General features: G+C 61.8%; 20 protein-coding genes. 3 read left to right on the forward strand and 17 right to left on the reverse strand.

Annotated features, from left to right (window positions below; genetic code table 11):
- Window positions 1-32: 32 nt before the first annotated feature.
- From ilvC to rpsB, 15 genes are all read right to left on the reverse strand, one after another.
- Window positions 33-1,043 carry a ketol-acid reductoisomerase gene (gene ilvC / locus ACYQ8E_RS05315; protein WP_066727524.1) on the reverse strand — a complete coding sequence of 337 codons (1,011 nt, stop codon included), beginning with the start codon at window positions 1,041-1,043 and terminating at the stop codon, window positions 33-35.
- A gap of 137 nt (window positions 1,044-1,180) precedes the next feature.
- A complete protein-coding gene (gene ilvN, locus ACYQ8E_RS05320; protein WP_066727525.1) occupies window positions 1,181-1,678 on the reverse strand; it encodes an acetolactate synthase small subunit in 498 nt (165 codons plus the stop codon).
- A gap of 101 nt (window positions 1,679-1,779) precedes the next feature.
- Window positions 1,780-3,477, reverse strand: a complete 1,698-nt coding sequence (gene ilvB, locus ACYQ8E_RS05325; protein ID WP_066727526.1) for a biosynthetic-type acetolactate synthase large subunit — start codon at window positions 3,475-3,477, stop codon at window positions 1,780-1,782.
- Between the two features lie 94 nt (window positions 3,478-3,571).
- Window positions 3,572-5,236, reverse strand: coding sequence for a dihydroxy-acid dehydratase (ilvD, locus tag ACYQ8E_RS05330; protein ID WP_066727527.1), 1,665 nt, complete (start codon window positions 5,234-5,236; stop codon window positions 3,572-3,574).
- Between the two features lie 166 nt (window positions 5,237-5,402).
- On the reverse strand, window positions 5,403-5,624 hold the full coding sequence (locus tag ACYQ8E_RS05335; RefSeq protein WP_066727528.1) for a DUF465 domain-containing protein: 222 nt from the start codon (window positions 5,622-5,624) through the stop codon (window positions 5,403-5,405).
- Between the two features lie 73 nt (window positions 5,625-5,697).
- On the reverse strand, window positions 5,698-6,414 hold the full coding sequence (tsaB, locus tag ACYQ8E_RS05340) for a tRNA (adenosine(37)-N6)-threonylcarbamoyltransferase complex dimerization subunit type 1 TsaB (RefSeq protein ID WP_066727529.1): 717 nt from the start codon (window positions 6,412-6,414) through the stop codon (window positions 5,698-5,700).
- On the reverse strand, window positions 6,414-7,745 hold the full coding sequence (rseP, locus tag ACYQ8E_RS05345; RefSeq protein ID WP_066727530.1) for an RIP metalloprotease RseP: 1,332 nt from the start codon (window positions 7,743-7,745) through the stop codon (window positions 6,414-6,416). The genes tsaB and rseP overlap by 1 nt, the downstream gene beginning before the upstream one ends.
- A 12-nt stretch (window positions 7,746-7,757) precedes the next feature.
- Window positions 7,758-8,930, reverse strand: coding sequence for a 1-deoxy-D-xylulose-5-phosphate reductoisomerase (locus tag ACYQ8E_RS05350; RefSeq protein WP_066727531.1), 1,173 nt, complete (start codon window positions 8,928-8,930; stop codon window positions 7,758-7,760).
- Between the two features lie 2 nt (window positions 8,931-8,932).
- Window positions 8,933-9,754, reverse strand: coding sequence for a phosphatidate cytidylyltransferase (locus tag ACYQ8E_RS05355; RefSeq protein WP_335339878.1), 822 nt, complete (start codon window positions 9,752-9,754; stop codon window positions 8,933-8,935).
- Window positions 9,729-10,475: an undecaprenyl pyrophosphate synthase gene (gene uppS, locus ACYQ8E_RS05360; RefSeq protein ID WP_066727533.1), complete on the reverse strand. Its 747-nt coding sequence runs from the start codon at window positions 10,473-10,475 to the stop codon at window positions 9,729-9,731. Before uppS ends, ACYQ8E_RS05355 begins: the two co-directional genes overlap by 26 nt.
- A 123-nt stretch (window positions 10,476-10,598) precedes the next feature.
- Window positions 10,599-10,763: a 4Fe-4S binding protein gene (locus ACYQ8E_RS05365; protein ID WP_066727534.1), complete on the reverse strand. Its 165-nt coding sequence runs from the start codon at window positions 10,761-10,763 to the stop codon at window positions 10,599-10,601.
- Between the two features lie 36 nt (window positions 10,764-10,799).
- Window positions 10,800-11,357, reverse strand: coding sequence for a ribosome recycling factor (frr, locus tag ACYQ8E_RS05370; RefSeq protein WP_066727535.1), 558 nt, complete (start codon window positions 11,355-11,357; stop codon window positions 10,800-10,802).
- 2 nt (window positions 11,358-11,359) lie between these two features.
- Window positions 11,360-12,085, reverse strand: a complete 726-nt coding sequence (pyrH, locus tag ACYQ8E_RS05375; RefSeq protein WP_066727536.1) for a UMP kinase — start codon at window positions 12,083-12,085, stop codon at window positions 11,360-11,362.
- 15 nt (window positions 12,086-12,100) lie between these two features.
- Window positions 12,101-13,012 (reverse strand): translation elongation factor Ts, encoded by a 912-nt coding sequence (gene tsf, locus ACYQ8E_RS05380; RefSeq protein WP_335339834.1) that lies wholly within the window; start codon window positions 13,010-13,012, stop codon window positions 12,101-12,103.
- Between the two features lie 142 nt (window positions 13,013-13,154).
- Window positions 13,155-13,949 (reverse strand): 30S ribosomal protein S2, encoded by a 795-nt coding sequence (gene rpsB / locus ACYQ8E_RS05385; RefSeq protein WP_066727538.1) that lies wholly within the window; start codon window positions 13,947-13,949, stop codon window positions 13,155-13,157.
- Between the two features lie 206 nt (window positions 13,950-14,155).
- Here rpsB and lptF point away from each other — a divergent pair, with 206 nt between their 5' ends.
- The 3 genes from lptF (at window position 14,156) to ACYQ8E_RS05400 (ending at window position 17,522) form a co-directional block, all read left to right on the forward strand.
- Complete coding sequence (gene lptF / locus ACYQ8E_RS05390; protein WP_459860344.1) at window positions 14,156-15,343, forward strand: LPS export ABC transporter permease LptF; 1,188 nt, start codon at window positions 14,156-14,158, stop codon at window positions 15,341-15,343.
- Entirely contained in the window at window positions 15,340-16,422 is a 1,083-nt protein-coding gene (gene lptG / locus ACYQ8E_RS05395) for an LPS export ABC transporter permease LptG (RefSeq protein ID WP_459860346.1), read from the forward strand. Before lptF ends, lptG begins: the two co-directional genes overlap by 4 nt.
- A 248-nt stretch (window positions 16,423-16,670) precedes the next feature.
- Entirely contained in the window at window positions 16,671-17,522 is an 852-nt protein-coding gene (locus tag ACYQ8E_RS05400) for an IPT/TIG domain-containing protein (protein ID WP_066727541.1), read from the forward strand.
- 97 nt (window positions 17,523-17,619) lie between these two features.
- On the opposite strand, the gene ahcY is transcribed toward ACYQ8E_RS05400, so the two are convergent.
- Together ahcY and ACYQ8E_RS05410 are read right to left on the reverse strand one after the other, a co-directional pair.
- The gene (gene ahcY / locus ACYQ8E_RS05405; RefSeq protein WP_197463632.1) at window positions 17,620-19,077 is read right to left on the reverse strand and encodes an adenosylhomocysteinase; all 1,458 of its coding nucleotides are present in this window, start codon (window positions 19,075-19,077) and stop codon (window positions 17,620-17,622) included.
- Between the two features lie 41 nt (window positions 19,078-19,118).
- Window positions 19,119-20,048: an ArsR/SmtB family transcription factor gene (locus tag ACYQ8E_RS05410; protein ID WP_066727542.1), complete on the reverse strand. Its 930-nt coding sequence runs from the start codon at window positions 20,046-20,048 to the stop codon at window positions 19,119-19,121.
- Window positions 20,049-20,136 lie beyond the last annotated feature (88 nt).

Consider the following 20,136-nt stretch of genomic DNA (forward strand, 5'->3'; position numbering starts at 1 on the left):
AGTCCATCGACTCCCCGGCCCCCCGCTCATGATCAGTTTTTACTCTTGTCGACGATCTTCTGGATCCAGGGCATCATGCTGCGCAGCCGCTCGCCGACCTGCTCGATGGGGTGCGCGGCGTTGAGGCGACGGCGGGCGGTCATCTCCGGGTAGTTGGTCTGTCCCTCGAGGATGAAGCGCTTGGCGTAGTCACCGGTCTGGATGTTTTTCAGGCACTCGCGCATCGCCTTGCGGCTTTCTTCGTTGATGACGCGGGGGCCGGTCACGTACTCGCCGTATTCGGCATTGTTGGAGATCGAGTAGTTCATGTTGGCGATGCCGCCTTCGTACATCAAATCGACGATCAGCTTGAGCTCATGGAGGCACTCGAAGTAGGCCATCTCCGGCGCATAGCCGGCCTCGACCAGGGTTTCGAACCCGGCCTTGACCAGTTCCACGGCGCCGCCGCAGAGGACCGCCTGCTCCCCGAAGAGGTCGGTTTCGGTTTCATCCTTGAAGCTGGTCTCGATGATGCCGGTACGACCACCACCGATGGCACTGGCGTAGGAGAGCGCCACATTCTTCGCCTTGCCGGAAGCGTCCTGGAAGACGGCGATCAGGTCGGGAATGCCACCGCCGCGGGTGAACTCGCTGCGCACGGTGTGCCCCGGGGCCTTGGGGGCAATCATGATGACATCGAGGTCGGCACGGGGGACGACCTGGTTGTAATGGATTGCGAAACCGTGGGCAAAAGCGAGGGTCGCCCCCTGCTTGAGGTTCGGCTCGATTTCCGCTTTGTAAAGCTGGGACTGGAATTCGTCGGGGGTGAGGATCATCACCAGGTCGGCCGCCGCCACGGCGGCCGGGACGGGCTTGACGGTGAGGCCGGAATTCTGGGCCTTCTTCGCCGAGGCCGAGCCCTCACGCAGGGCCACGGTGACATCAACCCCGGAATCCTTGAGGTTGTTGGAGTGGGCATGCCCCTGGGAACCGTAGCCGATGATGGCAACCTTCATCCCGCGGATCAGGGAGAGGTCGGTATCCTTGTCGTAATAAACCTTCATAGTCTGGTTTCCTCCTCGTTACGGAACATAGTCGCTATTGAGCCAATCCTTATAACATGAACGGCACTCCGGTGCCAAACCCTTTTAACCTGGACCGTAAAGGGAGCGACATCAGCGAGCGGCGGCCGGCCGGCCCCCTACTCGGCCCCCTTCCACCCCTTGCTGCCGCGTCCGAGCACCACCGGCCCGGAGCGGACCAGTTCCTTGATCCCCAGCGGCCGCAGCAGTTCGACGATGGCATCGATCTTGGCCGGCGCACCGGTGATCTCCACCGTATAGGAGCGGGGCGTGACATCGACCACCTTGGCGCGGAAGATATCGACAATGCGCAGGACCTCCGCCCGGGTCTCCTCTTCGGCGGTGACCTTGATCAGCGCCATCTCCCGCTCGATAAAGTCCTGGCCGGTAAAATCGATCACCTTGATGGTATCGATCAGCTTGTTGAGCTGCTTGGTGATCTGTTCGAGAATCTGGTCGTCGCCCCGGGTCAGAATGGTCATCCGTGAGATCGAGGGATCGAGGGTCGGGGCCACCGACAGGCTCTCGATATTGAAACCGCGCCCCGAAAAGAGCCCGGCCACCCGGGTCAGGACGCCGAACTCATTCTCCACCAGCACCGAAATTGTATGTTTCATCGGAAGAGTCTCCTTGGAGTTGCATTGCAGTCGATCGATGTGAATAGGACCGATGAAGCGCCATAAGTCCCAGTGGTCCTATGGGTCCTGGTCCTTGGCCCTTAAGACGCCAGCACCATTTCGTTGAGTCCGGCGCCGGCCGGAACCATCGGCAGCACGTTCTCTTCCCGGGCCACCTTGAACTCCATGATCACCGGACCGGGGGTCGCGAACGCCTGCTTGATCACCTCCTCGACCTCGTCGGGGCTGGTCGCCCGCAGGCCAGTGGCGCCATAGGCTTCGGCCAGTTTGACAAAATCGATGGGGAGTTCCATGCAGGTCTGGCTGTAGCGGCGATCGAAAAAGAGCTGCTGCCACTGGCGGACCATGCCGAGAAAATTGTTGTTGAGGATGACGATTTTCACCGGCAAGCGGTACTGTACCAGGGTCGCCAGTTCCTGGGAATTCATCTGGAACGAGCCGTCGCCGGAGATATCGATCACCTGGCGCTCGGGGAAGGCGGCCTGGGCCCCGAGAGCCGCTGGCAGTCCGTAGCCCATGGTGCCGAGCCCGCCGGAGGTGAGGAAGGTCCGGGGCTGACGGAACTCGAAGAACTGGGCGGTCCACATCTGGTGCTGACCGACTTCCGTGGTGACGATGGCATCGTCGTTCGAGAGTTCGCGCAGCTTTTCGATGACGTACTGGGGCTTGATGATCTTGTCGGAGGCCTGGTAGGCCATCGGATGCTTGGCCTTCCAGCCGTCGATCTCCTGGCGCCAGGGCGCGAGGGTCGCGACCAGTTCTTTCACCTTGTCAGCATGCCCGCCCAGGTCGGCCACCATTTTCTGCAGGACATCCTTGAGGTCGCCGACGATCGGCAGATCGACGCGAACATTCTTCTTGATCGAGGTCGGGTCGATATCGATATGGATGATCTTGGCGTGGGGGGCGAAGGTCGCGATCTTCCCGGTCACCCGGTCATCGAAACGGGCACCGACAGCAATCAGCAGGTCGGAATGGGTGATCGCCATGTTGGCATAATAGGTGCCGTGCATGCCAAGCATGCCAAGACTCAGCGGGTTGTTGCGGGGGAAGGAAGCCATCGCCATCAGGGTGGTGGTCACCGGGGCCTGGATGGTTTCGGCAAAACCGAGCAGTTCGTTGCTGGCGTCCGACAGCGTCACCCCGCCGCCGACATAGATGACCGGCTTTTTCGCCGCCAGGATCATCTTCACCGCCTTCTCGATCTGGCGCGGGTTGCCGCTGTAGGTCGGCTTGTAGCCGCGAATCTCGACCGTCTCGGGATATTCGAATTTGGTCGAGGCCATTTGCACATCCTTGGGCAGGTCGATCACCACCGGCCCGGGGCGGCCGGTGCGGGCGATGTAGAAGGCCTGCTTGATGATCCGCGCCAGGTCCTTGACATCCTTGACCAGGTAGTTGTGCTTGGTGATCGGGCGGGTGATGCCGATAATGTCGGCCTCCTGAAAAGCGTCGTTCCCGATCAGCGCCGTCGGCACCTGGCCGGTGATGACGACCAGCGGAATCGAATCCATGTAGGCCGTGGCGATGCCGGTGATGGTGTTGGTGGCGCCGGGACCGCTGGTTGCAATGGCGACACCGACCTTGCCGGTGGCCCGGGCATAGCCGTCGGCGGCATGCACCGCCCCCTGCTCATGGCGGTTGAGGATGTGCTTGATCGGATAATCCATCAAGTCGTTGTAAATATTGATGACAGTCCCCCCGGGATAGCCGAAAACGGTATCAACCCCTTCCAGCACCAGGCTTTCGAGCAGAATCTGCGATCCGGTTTTCTTCACCGAAACCTCCCCATTTTTAAAAGCAATGTTAAATTTTGAACTTCGAATTTTGAATTAAATTCACAATTTATAATTCAAAATTCAAAATTGTCATTCATGCCTTGGTCACCGCCCCGGTATTGGCCGAAGTGACGACGGCCGCATAACGGGCGAGCCAGCCGCCACTGATTTTCGGCTCGGGCCGGCTCCAGCGGCTGCGGCGCTCCTCCAGAACGGCCGCATCGACCTTGAGTTCCAGCTTGCGGTTGGGAATATCAAGCAGGATGGTATCGCCATTTTCGACCAGGGCGATGGGACCTCCTTCCGCCGCTTCCGGCGAAATATGCCCGATGCAGGGCCCGCGGGTGCCGCCGGAGAAGCGCCCGTCGGTGATCAGGGCGACGCTGTCGCCGAGGCCAAGCCCCATCAGGGTCGCGGTGGGGGCGAGCATCTCGCGCATGCCGGGTCCTCCCTTGGGCCCTTCGTAGCGGATGACGACGATATCACCAGGGACGATGACGCCATTCATCAGCGCCTGCATTGCCCCTTCCTCGGAATCGAAGCAGACCGCCTTCCCTTCGAAGAGCATCATCTGTTCCGACACGCCGGACTGTTTGACGACCGCCCCGTCCGGCGCGAGGTTGCCGCTGAGGACGGCAATCCCGCCCTCGGCGCGCACCGGATCACTCACCGGGTGGACGACCTCCTCGTCGACCCGTTCGACACTGGCGACGATCTCCTGCACCGTCGGTCCGGTCAGGGTCGGGTTGTCGTTGATGCGATCGCGCAGCTGGTAGAGGACCGCGGCGACGCCGCCGGCGGCGTCGAGGTCTTCCATGAAATGCTTGCCGCCGGGGTTCATCGACGCCAGTTGCGGGGTGGTGCGCCCGAGCTCGTCGAAGGTCTCCAGCGGCAGCTCGACGCCGGCCTCCCGGGCGATGGCGAGGAGATGCAGAACCGTGTTGCTCGAGCCACCGAGGGCGAGGTCAACGCGGATGGCATTTTCAAAGGCGGCCCGGGTCATGATCTGGCGCGGCGTGATCTGGTCGCGCACCAGTTGCACGATACGCTCCCCGGAGGCGAAGGCGATGCGCCGTTTGAGGGAAGAAACCGCCAGCGCCGTTCCGCAGCGCAGCAGGCTCATGCCGAGGGTCTCGGTCAGGATCGCCATGGTGTTGGCGGTGAAGAGCCCCTGGCAGGAACCGGCGGTGGGACAGGCCTGGTCCTCGCACATCTGCAATTCCTTGGCGTCGATCACCCCCGCCTTGTAGCGGGCCATCGCCTCGAAGGTGTCGCTGACAAAGGAGAAGCGCCGGGTCCCCTCGCCGCGGCCGGTCAGCATCGGTCCGGCGGTGACGACAATGCAGGGGATGTCGAGCCGCGCTGCGGCCATCAACATCCCCGGGGTGATCTTGTCACAGTTGGTGAGGAGCACCAGGCCATCGAGGCGATGGGCCTCGGCGACCGATTCGATCATGTCGGCAATCAGCTCCCGGGTCGGCAGGGAATAGTGCATCCCCTTGTGCCCCATGGCGATGCCGTCACAGACGCCGGGAATCCCGAAAAAGAAGGAATAGCCGCCACCGCTGTGTACGCCCTTTTCGATAAAGCGCTCCAGGTCGCGCATCCCGGTATGGCCGGGGATGAGATCGGTGAAGGAGGTGGCAACCCCGATGAAGGGGCGGTCCATCTGTTCCCGGGGGACACCGGTCCCCATCAGCAGGGCGCGATGGGGGGTACGTTCGAAACCCTGGGTGATCATGTCACTGCGTTTGCTCATGGCAGGGCGAATCCTTGTCTGGATGCTGAGAATAAGCGGACAGGGGTCGGTCAGACCCCTGTCCGCAACTGGTCCTTCGTTCGATTTCCCACCCAAGGCGGGATCATCCTGAGACAGCAAGGGGTTCCGGTGCTCACGGAACCCCTTGCCGTGCAAAAGCTGGCGGTCAGTGCCGGTGGCCGGCGATAATTCGCTCCATCTCGTCCTTGCCGGCAAGTTTCAGTTTCTGGATTTTTTTCTTTTCTATCTCGTCTTCCGGGGTCAGAAAGGGCCGATCCTCAAGCTGATTCAATTCCTTTTCCAGCAAGCGGTGTTCTTCGTAGAGCAGACGAAAGCGAGGATTGCTGTCGAACAGCGTCTGAACCACAGTCTGGTCTTTCTCCTCCATCGAGCACCTCCCGGGCAAGGGTTAACACGGAGCGAATAACGCCTTTTTAAAATAGCGATTGGCCAAAAACTTGTCAACCATCTAGAACGCCGGCGGCGGTCCGCCGGGAATGCATGATTTCCGCTTCGCTGCGACGGATGTAGCGGGCTTTCAGGGCGGCCGCCGAGCAGCCCTCCCCGGCGGCGAGCGCCTGCTGCACCAGGGGAGCGGCAAAGCTGACACGAAGAAGATTCCCCGGCCAGGGGACAAAGTGAGCCCGGGTGCCGAGACGCCGGACAATAAGGGTCCGGTAGACCAGAGCGCCGTCGCCGACAAAGAGGGTCGTCTCGGCAAGGTCGTCGAGCAACCCTTCCGGGTCGATCACCGCCTCTACCCCCTGCAACTGCGGAACACCCTCAAACCATCGGTAAAGCCCGGCATAGACTTCCTTTTTTCGGGCATCGAGCAGGACACAGACCGGAAGGGAAGAGGCGGGGAACTGGCAGGCCAGCGCCTGCAGCGAGGAGATGCCGACCAGCGGCTTGCCGGTGGCCAGCGAGAGTCCCTTGGCGGTTGCGATTCCGACCCGCAACCCGGTAAAGGAGCCGGGGCCGTGCACCACCCCGATCGCGTCGAGTTGGGAAAGGCTGGTACCGGTATCCGCGAGAAGCCGGTCAATCCCGGCCAACAGGCGATCGGAATGGGGGCTGGCAAGGTTGAGCAGCAATTCGGCGAGCACCTGCTCACCGGCGGTGAGCGCGATACTTCCCGCCGGGGTAGCCGTGTTGATCAGGAGCAGGCGTGGGTCCATCACTGACCACCGAAGAGCAACCGCACGATGTCGTTGTAGAAGGCGAGAACCATCAGCATGATCAGCAGCGCCAGGCCGACCTGCTGGGCGATTTCCCGGGTGCGCAGCGACAGGGGGCGCCGCAGCACCGCCTCGAAGAGATTGAAGAAGAGATGACCACCGTCGAGAATCGGGATCGGAAAGAGGTTGAGAATCCCGAGCTGGATACTCAAAAAGGCCAGCACCGAAAGAATGCTGGCGAGATCGGTCTGCGCCGCCTGTCCGGCGATCTGCACCACGGTAATGGGACCACCGATGTTCTTGGTCGAGACCTGTCCGGCGACCAGCTTCTGGATAAAGACCAGGGTCAGCTCGATCAGCTCAATCGACCGCTTTCCGCCCGCCTGAATCGACGCCAACAGGCCGAAGCGCTTGAAGACCGTCGCCTGGTCCGGGGCGATCCCTATCAGGTAGTCCGAACCCTGGCCGTCTTCGCGCACCGGGGTCAGGGTGAGCGCAAGGGGCTTGCCCTGGCGCTCGATGTGAAAGGTCATGGCAGCGCCCTCCCCCTGCTGGATGACCTGTTTGAGGTCGTACCAGGAGGTGATGGGAGTAGCGTCGATGGCAAGGATGCGATCGCCGACCTCGAGACCGGCGGCGCTGGCCGGCATGCCCGGTGCGAGGCCACCGACCACCGCCTCCTGGCGGGGAAAGAGCCCGAGGGAACGCAGGCCCTCAAGCCCGCCATTGGCCGGCGTCAGGATGAGGCTCAGCGGCTGCCCGTCACGGCGCCCCTCCACCTGCAACACGCTCCCGGCGTGGGCAAGGAGGGAGAGGTTGGCCTCATTCCAGGTCGAGACCGGGTCGCCGTTGATCTGCTCGATGCAATCCCCCGGCAGGAACCCGCTGCGACCGGCGTCGGAATCGGCAGCGACAAAGCCGATGCAGGGCGGCTCTTCGAGGAAGGCCGGCAGCTGCACCCCGACCAGGTAGGCAACTGGCATGATCAGGAAGGGGAAGATCAGGTTCATCAAGGGACCGGCGGCGACAATGGCGCTACGCCGCGATACCGACTTGTCGGCAAAGGAACGTTCCTTCTCGGCGGCGGTCAGTTCGGCATCTTCACCGTTCTCCCCCCCTCCTTCGCCCAGCATCTGGACGTATCCGCCAAGCGGAACGGCGCAGATCATGTACTCGGTTTCGCCCCAGGTCCGGGAGACCAGCCTGGGACCGAATCCGAGGGAAAACTTGAGAACCTTGACGCCGGCCCACTTGGCGACGCAGAAATGTCCGAGTTCATGGACGAAAACCAGGATGCCGAGCATGATAATCCCGGCCAGAATGGTGATCATTGGACCTCCCGGTCAGAGTAGGACGGCCATCTGCCGGCGGGCTTCTTCGCGAGCCCAGCGGTCAGCGTGGAGGACGTCATCGATATGGTGCAGGGGAGAAACCGGATGCCGGTCCAGAACCTGCTGGATCAGCGCCGGGATATCGAGAAAACCGATCTGGCCGCCGAGGAAGGCTTCGACGGCAATTTCGTTGGCGGCATTGAGAACCGCCGGGGCGCTCCCCCCGGCGGCGAGGGCGGCGTAGGCAAGTTCCAGGCAGGGAAAACGTCCCTGTTCCGGCGCATCAAAGGTGAGACTCTGCAAGGCGCAGAGGTCGAGGGGCGGCAGATCAAGGGGCAGCCGGTCGGGGTAAGAGAGGGCGTAGGCAATCGGCGTTTTCATGTCGGGTATCCCGAGCTGGGCGATAACCGACCCGTCCCGATATTCGACCATGGAATGGACGATGCTCTGCGGGTGGATGTGCACCGCGATCCGCTCTCCGGGGAGGTCGAAGAGCCAGCGGGCCTCGATCACCTCCAGCCCCTTGTTCATCATCGTCGCCGAATCGATGCTGATCTTGCGTCCCATCTGCCAGTTGGGGTGGGCAAGGGCATCGGCCGGAGTTACGCCGGAGAGTTCCGCCAGGCTGCGGGTCCGGAACGGACCGCCGGAGGCGGTGAGGATCAGGCGCCTGACATCGGCATGGCGATGCCCCTCAAGGGACTGGAAAATGGCGGAATGTTCACTGTCGACCGGGAACAGCTTCACCCCTTTGCGCGCTACCGCGGCCATCACCAGCGGGCCGGCTGTTACCAGGGTCTCCTTGTTGGCAAGGGCGATCCCCTTGCCCGCCTCGATTGCCGCCATGGTTGGCACCAGCCCGGCAGCCCCGACGATGGCCGAAACGACCATGTCGACCCCCGCGAAGGTGGCGCAGGCGATCAGCCCTTCAATGCCGCTGACGATTTCGACCGGGGAGGGCCCGAGCAGCTGTTGCAATTGGGAGCGATGGTCTTCGCTCAATACCCCGACCAGGGCCGGCCGGAAGCGGCGGACCTGGTCGGCGAGGCGCTCGATGTTCTGCCCGCCGCTGAGGGCACCCACGGAAAAGCGATCGGGATGGGCGGCCACGATGTCGAGGGTGCTGACGCCGATAGAACCGGTGGCCCCGAGGATGGCGAGACATTTGTGATCGGCAGGCGGCATGGTCAGGCACCGAACCGTAGCAGGGCGTAATAGTAGGCGAGAGGAAAGACGAAAAGAAGGCTGTCCAGGCGGTCGAGAATGCCACCGTGGCCGGGAATCAGGGTCCCCGAATCCTTGACGCCGAAACTGCGCTTCAGCATCGACTCAAAGAGATCACCCAGTTGACCGACACTGCCAAGGACCAGGCCGAGAAACAGCGTATCGATCCCGGTCAGCATCGGCAGAAACCAGAGTTTGGCCAGAAAGGCGCCAGCCAGGCTGCCAAGCAGTCCGCCGATAGCGCCCTCGATACTCTTCTTCGGGCTGATGGCGGGGTAGAGTTTATGGCGACCGAAGTTGATACCGCTGAAGTAGGCAGCGGAATCGCCCGCCATCACCACCAGCATGACGAGAAAAACCCAGCCCCGGCCGTCGGGGAGCCCCCGCAGCATCGCCAGATGGGCGAGCAGCAGTGGCACGTAAATGAAACCGAGCAGAATCAGGTTGATCTGGGTGATGACCGAGGCGAGATCCCGAAAGCGCAACAGAAAAAGGATGGCGATGAAAATAAAAGCGAGGGCAATGCCACCGAGGCCCCAGGGCGAGGGGGCAAGGCTGACCAGGGGAACCAGGAGCGCACCCGCAACGACAGCGATGCGCTTTTCAAGAACCCGGTCGGCCGGCAGGCTCATACTGAAGAGTTCGTGCAAGGCCGGGATGGCGACCACCGTGACCAGGGCGGCAAACCAGGCCGGTCCGGCGAAATAGACGAACAGCACCAGTAACGGCAGGAGAATCAGGCCGGTCAGAATTCGCTGTCTAATAACAATCCTCCGAGGACGAATCCCGGTCCCGGGCCAATTGGGCGCCCGTCAGACCGAAGCGCCGCTGGCGCCGGCTGAATTCATCGATCGCCTTGTGCAGTTCAACGGGGGAAAAATCGGGCCAGAGGGCCTCGCTGAAATAGAGCTCGGTATAGGCCAGTTGCCAGAGGAGAAAATTGCTGATGCGGTGCTCACCGCTGGTCCGGATCAGCAGGTCCGGATCGGGGAGACCTGCCGTGTCGAGGCGGCCGGCGAACTCTTCCTCGTCGATCCGGGCCGGGTCGAGACGGCCGGCGGCAACATCGCGGGCCACCGCCTGCATCGCCCGCAGAATCTCGTTGCGGCTGCCATAGGAGAGCGCCAGGGTCAGGACCATCTCCCGGTTCGACGCGGTACTCTCGATGGTCGACTCGAGAATCTGCCGGATTTCAGCGGGGAGCCGATTGATTTCGCCGATGACGCGGAGTTGGATCCCCTGCTTGAGCAGGGAATCGAGTTCGCTCTGCAGGTAGCGCCCGAGCAGCCCCATCAGGGCGTTGACTTCAGCGGCGGGGCGTCCCCAGTTTTCCGAGCTGAAGGCATAGAGGGTGAGGAAAGGAATCCCCGATTCGCGGCAATCGGTGACGATCTTCTGCACCACCTCGACCCCACGCTGATGGCCGACAATACGGGGCAGCCGACGGTTTTCGGCCCAGCGGCCGTTGCCGTCCATGATGATCGCGATATGTCGGGGAGCAGGCATGGGAGGCTCTCGCAGCTGGAAATTCAGGCCTTTATAGGTAGCATGAAACGCACCTTCAGGCAAGCGCCGCGAGCGAGGATTTGGGGCAAAAAAGGGGCGCCGCAAGCGGCGCCCCGGCTCGGTTCAGTCGACGATGGCGTTTACCGGGCAGCTGTCTTCGCAGGCACGGCACTCGGTGCAGTCGTCGTTGATGGCGAATTTGTCGCCGGCCTCGACGATGGCGCCCAGGGGGCAAGTATCAACGCAGGTTCCACAGGCAATGCAGTCTTCGGTGATTTTAAGAGCCATTTCTAAGTTCCTCCTTTTGGTTTTGGTTTGTGGAGATCAGATCTCCATCACTTCTTTTTCCTTGACCGCCACCACCTCGTCAGCCTTTTTGACAAACTGGTCGGTCAAATCCTGAATCTCCTTCTCGCCGCGCTTGAGCTCATCCTCGGAGATTTCCTTTTCCTTTTCCAGTTTTTTCAGCCCTTCGTTGCCATCGCGGCGGACATTGCGGATGGCGATCTTCGCCTCTTCCCCCATGCGCTTGATCTGCTTGACCATTTCCTTGCGCCGCTCTTCCGTCAGGGCCGGAATGGCAATGCGCACCAGAACCCCGTCGGAAGCGGGATTCAGCCCAAGATCAGACTTGAGAATCGCCTTTTCAATATCGGGGATCAGCTTCTTTTCCCAGGGCTGGATGGTAATCAGGCGCGGTTCGGGGACGACCAGGGTTGCGACCTGATTGAGGGGAGTCGGGGTGCCGTAGTAATCGATGCGGATATCGTCCAGCAGCGAAACCGACGCCCGCCCGGTACGGACCCGGGTGAACTCTTTTTTCAGTGCCTCGATCGCTTTCTCCATGCCGACTCGAGCCTTGCCGATGAGATCCTGGTACATGGTCAGTCTCCTTTCACGATGGTCCCGATCCCCTCGCCGAGCACAACCTTCTGGATGTTGCCGCGCCGGGTCAGATCGAAAACCACGATGGGAAGGTTATTATCCATGCAAAGCGACGTTGCCGTGGCATCCATCACCTGAAGATTCATCTTCAGAACGTCGAGGTAGGTAAGGGTCGGGAACTTGACCGCGTTCTTGTCCTTGGCCGGGTCGGCGCTGTAGACCCCGTCGACCTTGGTCGCCTTGAGGATCACTTCGGCATTGATCTCCATGGCCCGCAGGCTGGCGGCGGTATCGGTGGTGAAGTACGGGTTCCCGGTCCCGGCGCCAAAGATGACGACCCGCCCCTTCTCGAGGTGTCGCACCGCGCGGCGCCGGATATACGGTTCGGCGACCTCCTGCATTTCGATGGCCGACTGGACCCGGGTGACGACCCCGACCTTCTCCAGGGCATCCTGCATCGCCAGGCTGTTCATCACCGTCGCCAGCATCCCCATGTAATCGGCGCTGGCCCGGTCCATCCCCCGGGAAGCGGCGGCAACGCCACGGAAGATATTGCCGCCACCGATGACCAGGGCAACCTGGACGCCAAGGGCGATCACGTCACGAATCTCTGCTGCAATGGCACCGATGACCTCGGGGTCAATCCCGTAGCCCTGGGTGCCGGCCAGCGCCTCGCCGCTCAGTTTAAGCAGAATGCGGCGGTAGATCGGTTCTTCGCCTGCCATGGCAACTCCAAAGGTTTATTTGGACAGGGAGGCTACTTCCGCAGCGAAATCGTCCTCTTTCTTCTCCAGCCCTTCGCCGAGCTGGAAGCGGACGAAACGATCAAGAGTCAGCGGGGCACCGATCGTCTTGCCGAGGGCCTCGACGACCTTGCCGACCTTCTGATCGGGATCGATGACGAAGGCCTGCTCCAGCAGGCAGACTTCGCCGAAGAACTTGTTGATCTGCCCTTCGATGATCTTCTCGACGATGTTGGCCGGCTTGCCGCTCTCAAGAGCCTTGGCCCGCATGATTTCCTTTTCCCGCTCGATCACCTCGGCCGGGACCTCGTCGCGCCGCAGGAACTGGGGGCTGGCAGCGGCAACATGCATCGCCACCTGCCGCGCCAGGCCGGCGACGCGCTCATCGTCACCGCGGCTCGTGCCGAGCTCGACCAGCACACCGATCTTGCCGGCACCGTGAACATAGGAAGCAATGACCCCCTGCGCCTCAAAGCGGGCGAAGCGGCGGATATTCATATTCTCGCCGATGGTGGCAATCTGGTGGGTCAGTTCCTCGCCAACGGTGCGGCTGCCACCGGGAAAGGTCAGCGCCTTGAGGGCTTCGACATCGGCGGGAGCGTGTTCGAGGACCGCCGCGGCAATGCCGGCGACAAAGCTCTGGAAGGCTTCATTCTTGGCGACAAAGTCGGTTTCCGAGTTGACCTCGACAACGACGCCCCGGTTCCCCTCACCGGCACAGGCGATCATCCCCTCGGCGGCAACGCGGCCGGACTTCTTGGCGGCGGCGGAGAGCCCCTTCTTGCGCAGGATATCGACCGCTTCCTCAATATTTCCATCCGCCTCGGCAAGGGCTTTCTTGCAATCCATCATGCCGGCGCCAGTCTTCCCGCGCAGTTCAGAGACCATTGATGCAGTAATGTTAGCCACGCTTTCCTCCTCTGAAAATCTTCTATTGGTTAAGGCCATCCGCCGGCCCGGATCTGTCAACCGGCCGCGAACGGCTATTGTCGGCAAAAAGGCGGCCGGACAGGTGCCGGCCGCCCTCGGGGCGTTTCACAGCAGTTGGGAATCAGGCCTCTGCGGCCGGACCCGCTGCGGCAACAACTTCAGGCTGAGCAGCCTCGACGGCAACTTCAGCGGCCGTCTCGCCACCTTCGGCGTCGCTGCGCAGACCAGCTTCACGGGCCTGGGCGCCCTCGATGCAGGCGTCGGCAATCCGCGCGGCAAAGAGGCGGATGGCGCGAATGGCGTCGTCATTGCCGGGAATCAGGTAATCGATTTCGTCAGGATCACAGTTGGTGTCAACCACGGCAACCACGGGAACACCGAGTTTGCGGGCTTCCTTGACGGCGATCCCCTCTTTCTTGGGATCAATGACAAAGATCGCACCAGGCATCTTGGTCATCCCCTTGATGCCGCCAAGGCTTCGCTCGAGCTTTTCCTTCTCCCGATCGAGCTGCAAAGCCTCCTTTTTGGTGATCAACTGATAGGTCCCGTCCTGGGACATGGTTTCAATCTTCTTCAGCCGGTCGATGCTCCCCTTGATGGTGCTGAAGTTGGTGAGCATCCCGCCAAGCCAGCGGTTGTTGACAAAATACTGGCCGGCGCGAACTGCCTCCTCGGCGATCGAATCCTGCGCCTGCTTCTTGGTGCCGACGAAAAGAATTTTGTCGCCGCCTTCGACCGTCTCCTTGACGAAGTTGTAGGCGGTCTTGAAATAGCGCACGGTCTTCTGCAGGTCAATGATGTAGATACCGTTACGGGCCCCGAAGATATAAGGTTTCATCTTGGGGTTCCAACGTTTGGTCTGGTGTCCGAAATGGACCCCGGCTTCGAGCAGTTGCTTCATGGTGATCTGGGACATCTTTTACCTTCTCCTTTAGCGGTTGATTTCCTCCGCCCCGGCTCTGGTTCCGCAACCCGTCATCAGTCCGGGCACCGCGCGGAGAGCCACCGAAGCGTGCGATTTGAATAACGTGTGTCTATACCATGCACCCCCCTGGCAAGGCAAGGGAAAAATAGGGGGATTCCAGTTTACAAGGACGCCCTTCTATACTAGGATGTCCGCCTATGTCAGCCCATCGAATCCATCGCTATATTGCACGCGAGGTCACCATCCCCGCCCTGCTCGGACTGCTGGTCTTCACCTTCGTGCTGATCCTCGGGCGGCTCCTCAAGCTGGCGGAGCTGGTCATCAACCAGGGCGTTCCCCTCGGCCAGATCACCACCCTTTTTGCTTACCTGATGCCAACCTTTCTGGTGATCACCATCCCGCTCGGCTTCCTCCTCGGCGTCCTTCTCGGCTTCACCAGGCTCTCGACCGACAATGAGATCACGGCCTTCAAGTCGACCGGCGTCAGCCTCTACCGCCTGCTGCGACCGGTTCTCTTCTGCGCCCTCGCCGCATCAACGCTGACCGCCCTCGCCACCCTGGTGATCGCCCCGGCCTGCAAGCAGCTCTTTCGCAGCCAGGTCTTTGAAATCGCCCTCAACCAGGCCAGCATCAAGCTGCAACCCCGGACCTTCAACACTGATTTCAACGGGCTCGCCATCTATGCCAATGGCGTCGATGAGCAGAGCGGAACCATGCAGGGGATCCTGATCGCCGATGAACGCTCCGGCAGCGCTCCGGCCGTGATCCTCGCCCGCTCGGGACGGATCATCCCCGATTCGAGCCAGATGGCTGTCACCCTGCGCCTGAATGACGGCACCATTCATCGCAAACCCGAGCAGAAATCGGGCGAAACCTACCAGCTGGTCAGCTTCGCCAACTATGACATCAACCTCAACCTCGGTCAGCAAACCCCCAGCAAGGAGAACCGCTACCGCAAGCCCTCGGAATACGCCCTCGGCGAGCTGATTACCAGCCTGCGCACGGCACCTGACGCCGCCGACCGGGCAGGATTCAGCATCGAACTCCAGCGCCGCATGATCCTCCCCCTGGCACCGCTCCTCTTTGCCCTGATCGGGGTTCCCCTCGGGGTGCAGTCCAACCGCAGCGGTCGCAGCAGCGGGTTCGCCCTGGCGCTGATCGTCTTCCTCCTCTACTACATGTTCCTTTCCCTCGCCCAGACCCTGGTCGAAGAGAAGAACTTCCCGGTAATCCTCACCATGTGGAGCCCCAGCGTCCTCTTCTTCGCCGCCAGCATCTACCTGTTGCGGATCACCGCCAGCGAGAGACGCCTCCCCCTGGCCGACTGGATCAGGGACCGCTGGCGTGTGGCACGCCGGCTGTTGCGCCGCCGGGGGCTGGCATGACCCTGATTACCCGTTTCCTTCTGCAGGCCTTTTCCCGGGTCTTCCTCCTCTCTCTGGTCGCCTTTGCCGGCATCTACCTGCTGGTCGACTTTGTCGAAAACGTCGACAGCTTCATCGCCCGCCAGGCGACAGCCACCGCATATCTTGTCTATTTTTTCGGCAAGCTCCCGCAGATCCTCACCCAGGTGACGCCGATGGCCATCCTCTTCGGGGTTTTCATGACCCTTGGCGGTCTCTCCCGCAGCAATGAGCTGACGGCGATGCGGGCGGGCGGCATCAGCCTCTGGCGTATCAGCATGCCGCTCCTGGGCGTGGCTCTGCTCGCCACCGTCGCCACCCTGGCCGCCAACGAATATGTGGTCCCCTACACGGCCAGAAAGGTCAACTTCATCAACCGCACCATCATCAAGGGGGAACCGAGCCAGCTGCTGCGCCGGGACCGGGTCTGGTTCCGTGAAGGGGACCAGCTGATCAATGTCCGCCTCGTCCTCCCCGCCGAAAAACTTCTCTACGGCATCTCCCTCTTCCGTATCGACCGTGATTTCCGGCTTCTCGCCCGCATCGACGCCGACCGTGCCGTATACCAGGATGGCCACTGGCTGTTCCAGAACCTGACCACCCGCACCTTTGCCGCCGACGGAAGCGAGTCGATGACCCTGGTGCGCGCGAAAGAAGAGGTCTTGCCGCTGGCCAAGACACCGAAGGACTTCGCAACGCCCGAATTCCGCAATGACGACCTCTCCTACCGGGAACTGCACCAGATGGTCGAGCGGCTCGAATCCGAGAATTTTTCGGCGACCCGCTACCGGGTTGACATGATGGCCCGCCTGGCCACCCCCTTCACCAGCCTGATCATGGCCTTTCTCGGCATCCCCTTTGCGCTGCAGAAAGGGCGCAATGCCAACCTGGCGATGGGGGTAGCGCTCAGTATTGCCGTCGGAGTCGTCTTCTACCTGGTCCAGGCGACCCTTCTCGCCTTTGGCTACTCGGCCGTGGTTCCCCCCCTGGTCGCAGCCTGGGCGCCCAATCTCCTCTTCGTTCTGATTGGCGTCTGGCTCCTCCTCTCCGCCCGCGACTGATCCCCTTGTCTCCACAGCGGCCTGTGGTTTAATCAAAAGTTGGGTTCAATTCCCCGCAGCTTGCTGCGCGATTTTTACTAAGGGTGTAGGCTGTTGATACCCCGTAGCTTGCTGCGGGGTAGTTCAATGAATCTCCCCGCAGCAAGCTACGGGGTATCAAAAGTTTAGATTGATCGCTTTCATCGAAGCAAGCTTCGGGGAATTCGACCCACCTGAGATTAAAGCTACGACTGTCAAGGAGAAGTAGCATGCGCAAATATTTCCTCTTCCTGCTGGGATTCCTCCTCTCTACGTCACTGCCGGCCCTGGCGACGGTGCAGATTACCTCGATGAGCCCGGACAGCGCCGCCCCCGGGGACGAAATCACCGTCACCGGCGGCCCCTTTTCCAATGAGATCGAAGTCCTTCTTGGCGAGATCAGGATCACGCCCCAGGCCGTTTCGGACCGGCGCCTGACCTTTTCCCTGCCGGAGCTCCCCCCCGGCCAATACCTGTTGCGCCTGGCCGAGCAAGGCCGGGTTTCGGCAAGCCCCCTGCTCTTCCGGGTGACCGAATCCGAACCGCGGATCAGCTCGTTGCAGCCGGTGGAGGTGGACGTCTGCGATACCGACCCGCCAGCGCAACTGACCGTCGAGGGGCAGGGCTTCCAATCGGGCAGCAGCTTGCTGATTGATGGCGTGACGATTGGTGTCGAGAAAATTTCCAGTGACCGCATTACCCTGACCCTCCCCCCCCTCGCCCCCGGAACCCACCAGGTGCAGGTCGCCAACCCTGCCGGCAGCCGCTCCCTCCCCCGTGGCCTGCTGGTCAACGGCACCCCGGTAATCTTTTCTACCCGGATCGGCGCCGACGATGTCACTACCTATGCACTGATCATCGAGGGGAAGAACTTCCTCGCCTCCTCCCAGCTACTCGTCGACGGCAAGCGCATTCCCCTCGTTGACCGGCAGCCGCCCGGCCGGGAAAGTGCCAGTCTCGGCGACTGTCGGACCATCGTCTACCACCGCCGTCCCTACAGCAGCCAACCGAAACCGATCACTCTGAAGGTGATCAACCCCGGCGGCCGGGAGAGTGCCGCGGTAACCATCCAGGCCCCTTAGATAACGCGTCGAGCAGCAGCACCCGGCGGCGCCTCGAACGAAAAAAGCCCCGCAGTTGCGGGGCTTTTTTCGTTTTGTTGCATGCTGCCAAACCGGCTCAGTACCGATAATGGTCCGGCTTGAAGGGGCCGGTGGCAGAAACACCGAGGTATTCGGCCTGGGCCGGGGTCAGGGTCGTCATCCTGGCCCCGAGCTTTTCAAGATGCAGGCGGGCCACCTTCTCATCGAGGAGTTTCGGCAGGACATAGACCTGGTTGCCATAAAGGCCGGTGTTGGCGAACAGCTCGATCTGGGCGATCACCTGGTTGCTGAAACTGTTGGACATGACGAAAGAAGGATGGCCGGTAGCACAGCCAAGGTTGAGCAGGCGGCCTTCGGCGAGAACGATGACCCCGTGGCCGTCGGCAAAGAGCCACTGGTCGACCTGGTTGCCGTGTTCCTGCGGGTTTTTGATGTTGATCTTGCGAATCCCCGGCACCTTGGCCAGCCCGGCCATATCGATCTCGTTGTCGAAGTGACCGATATTGCCGACAATGGCGTTGTGTTTCATCCGCGCCATATGCTCCGGGGTGATGATGTTGAAGTTGCCGGTGGCGGTAACGAAGATATCGGCGCTGGCCACCACATCCTCCAGCGTCTTCACCTCGTATCCCTCCATCAGCGCCTGCAGGGCGCAGATCGGGTCAATCTCGGTGACGATGACCCGGGCACCCTGCCCACGCAACGACTGACAGCACCCCTTGCCAACATCCCCGTAACCGCAGACCACGGCAACCTTGCCGGCGAGCATGACATCGGTAGCGCGCATGATCCCGTCGATCAGGCTGTGGCGGCAGCCATAGACGTTGTCGAACTTGCTCTTGGTGACCGAATCATTGACGTTCATCGCCGGGAAGGGGAGCTTCCCTTCTTTCTGCAGCTGATAGAGGCGATGGACACCGGTGGTGGTCTCTTCGGTAACCCCCTTGATCGAGGCACAGATCGCACTCCAGTCGTTCTTGCCGGCGGCAATCGACGCTTCCAGGCAGCGCACCAGTTCGCGCCAGTCCTCCGGGGCGTCCGCCCCGACCGCCGGAACTCCGGAGCGCTGCCAGTCGGCCCCATGCAGGACCATCATGGTGGCATCGCCGCCATCGTCGAGAATCATGTTCGGCAGCTGGCCATCGGGCCAGGAGAGGGCCTGCTCGGTGCACCACCAGTACTCGCTGAGGCTCTCCCCCTTCCAGGCGAAGACCGGGATGCCGGCGGCGGCGATCGCCGCCGCCGCCTGGTCCTGGGTCGAGAAGATGTTACAGGAAGCCCAGCGGACCTTGGCGCCAAGAGCGACCAGGGTTTCGATCAGGACCGCGGTCTGGATGGTCATATGCAGCGAACCGGTAATACGGGCGCCGGCAAGGGGACGCGCCGCGCCGAATTCTTCCCGCAGCGCCATCAGGCCGGGCATTTCAACTTCAGCCAGTTCAATCTCCTTGCGCCCCCAGCTGGCGAGGGCCAGGTCCTTGACCTTGAAGTCGCCCCGGGCCAGAACCGGATTATTCATTTTCTGCTGTGACATGCTAACCTCTTTTCGTTGCGGGCCGGCCAAGCCGGCAGGTTTCAATTTACTGCTTTTCGAGCGCAAAGCAGAAAAGCCGTGAACGGCCCGGGCTCTCCGGAGAGTTCACGGTAGGACTCCATGACAAAACCGCCATCCTGCAGCCAGCCGGTGATATCCTCGCGAACAAAACCAAGCCAGAGATCACCGAGCTCTTCCCGCGCCCACTCCTGCTCGTGGCGCAAAAGGTCGAGGATGACAAGTCGGCCGCCGGGCTGCAGCACCCGCAGCAGTTCGCCGATAATGGCCCGGGGACGATCGGCATGATGGAGAGCCAGGTGCAACAGCACGCCATCGACACTCCCATCGGCAAGGGGAAGATGGGTCATTTCGCCGAGGCGAAGGTCGACCCGTTCCGTCAACCCCGCGCCGGCGACCCGCTGCCGGGCTTCGGCGAGCATCGCCGGCGACTGGTCGATACCGACAACCTGGCGCGCCTTGTCGCAGAGGGCCGGCAGCAGGGCACCGGTACCGACCCCGAGATCAAGAATGACACCCGCTGGCGGGAGACTGGCCAGAACCAGGGGGCGCCAGTTTTCGAGGGGCAGAAAGCGCTTGGCCAGCCCCTCCCAGTGCCGGGCATGACGATCGAAAAAGGTGACGCTCGCCTGGCGCCGGCGCTGCAGAATCATCTCCAGCCGCACCAGGTCGCGGCGGAAGTCATCCCCGGCCAGACCGGGAGCAAGGACGGCCCACCAGGAGCGCAGCGGCTCCTGATCGACCAGGCTGCGGTAATAACGCCAGGTTCCCTGCCGCTGAACGGCGAGTAGCCCGGCATCGGCAAGTATTTTCAGGTGCCGTGAAATCCGGGATTGCCCCATCCCGAGGATATCCGTCAACTCCTGGACGGTGAGTTCGGCCTGGGCCAAAACCGCGACCAGCCGTAACCGGGTGCCATCACCGAGGGCCTTGAGAACTTCGAGCAGCGACATATCAATGTGGCCTGTTGTTGTTAAATCAGGTTTTCTTGATATATCATCGCTCCGCCCCAAAGGTCAAGAAAAAGGAGCTGGATCCCGA

This window comes from Desulfuromonas carbonis (genome assembly GCF_054658035.1).

Coding starts and splice junctions, on each gene's coding strand:
- ilvC (WP_066727524.1), bottom strand. CDS start 1,043: ATGAAGGTTTATTACGACAAGGATACCGACCTCTCCCTGATCCGCGGG.
- ilvN (WP_066727525.1), bottom strand. CDS start 1,678: ATGAAACATACAATTTCGGTGCTGGTGGAGAATGAGTTCGGCGTCCTG.
- ilvD (WP_066727527.1), bottom strand. CDS start 5,236: ATGAGCAAACGCAGTGACATGATCACCCAGGGTTTCGAACGTACCCCC.
- ACYQ8E_RS05335 (WP_066727528.1), bottom strand. CDS start 5,624: ATGGAGGAGAAAGACCAGACTGTGGTTCAGACGCTGTTCGACAGCAAT.
- tsaB (WP_066727529.1), bottom strand. CDS start 6,414: ATGGACCCACGCCTGCTCCTGATCAACACGGCTACCCCGGCGGGAAGT.
- rseP (WP_066727530.1), bottom strand. CDS start 7,745: ATGATCACCATTCTGGCCGGGATTATCATGCTCGGCATCCTGGTTTTC.
- ACYQ8E_RS05350 (WP_066727531.1), bottom strand. CDS start 8,930: ATGCCGCCTGCCGATCACAAATGTCTCGCCATCCTCGGGGCCACCGGT.
- uppS (WP_066727533.1), bottom strand. CDS start 10,475: ATGCCTGCTCCCCGACATATCGCGATCATCATGGACGGCAACGGCCGC.
- ACYQ8E_RS05365 (WP_066727534.1), bottom strand. CDS start 10,763: ATGGCTCTTAAAATCACCGAAGACTGCATTGCCTGTGGAACCTGCGTT.
- frr (WP_066727535.1), bottom strand. CDS start 11,357: ATGTACCAGGATCTCATCGGCAAGGCTCGAGTCGGCATGGAGAAAGCG.
- pyrH (WP_066727536.1), bottom strand. CDS start 12,085: ATGGCAGGCGAAGAACCGATCTACCGCCGCATTCTGCTTAAACTGAGC.
- rpsB (WP_066727538.1), bottom strand. CDS start 13,949: ATGTCCCAGATCACCATGAAGCAACTGCTCGAAGCCGGGGTCCATTTC.
- lptF (WP_459860344.1), top strand. CDS start 14,156: ATGTCAGCCCATCGAATCCATCGCTATATTGCACGCGAGGTCACCATC.
- lptG (WP_459860346.1), top strand. CDS start 15,340: ATGACCCTGATTACCCGTTTCCTTCTGCAGGCCTTTTCCCGGGTCTTC.
- ACYQ8E_RS05400 (WP_066727541.1), top strand. CDS start 16,671: ATGCGCAAATATTTCCTCTTCCTGCTGGGATTCCTCCTCTCTACGTCA.
- ahcY (WP_197463632.1), bottom strand. CDS start 19,077: ATGTCACAGCAGAAAATGAATAATCCGGTTCTGGCCCGGGGCGACTTC.
- ACYQ8E_RS05410 (WP_066727542.1), bottom strand. CDS start 20,048: ATGTCGCTGCTCGAAGTTCTCAAGGCCCTCGGTGATGGCACCCGGTTA.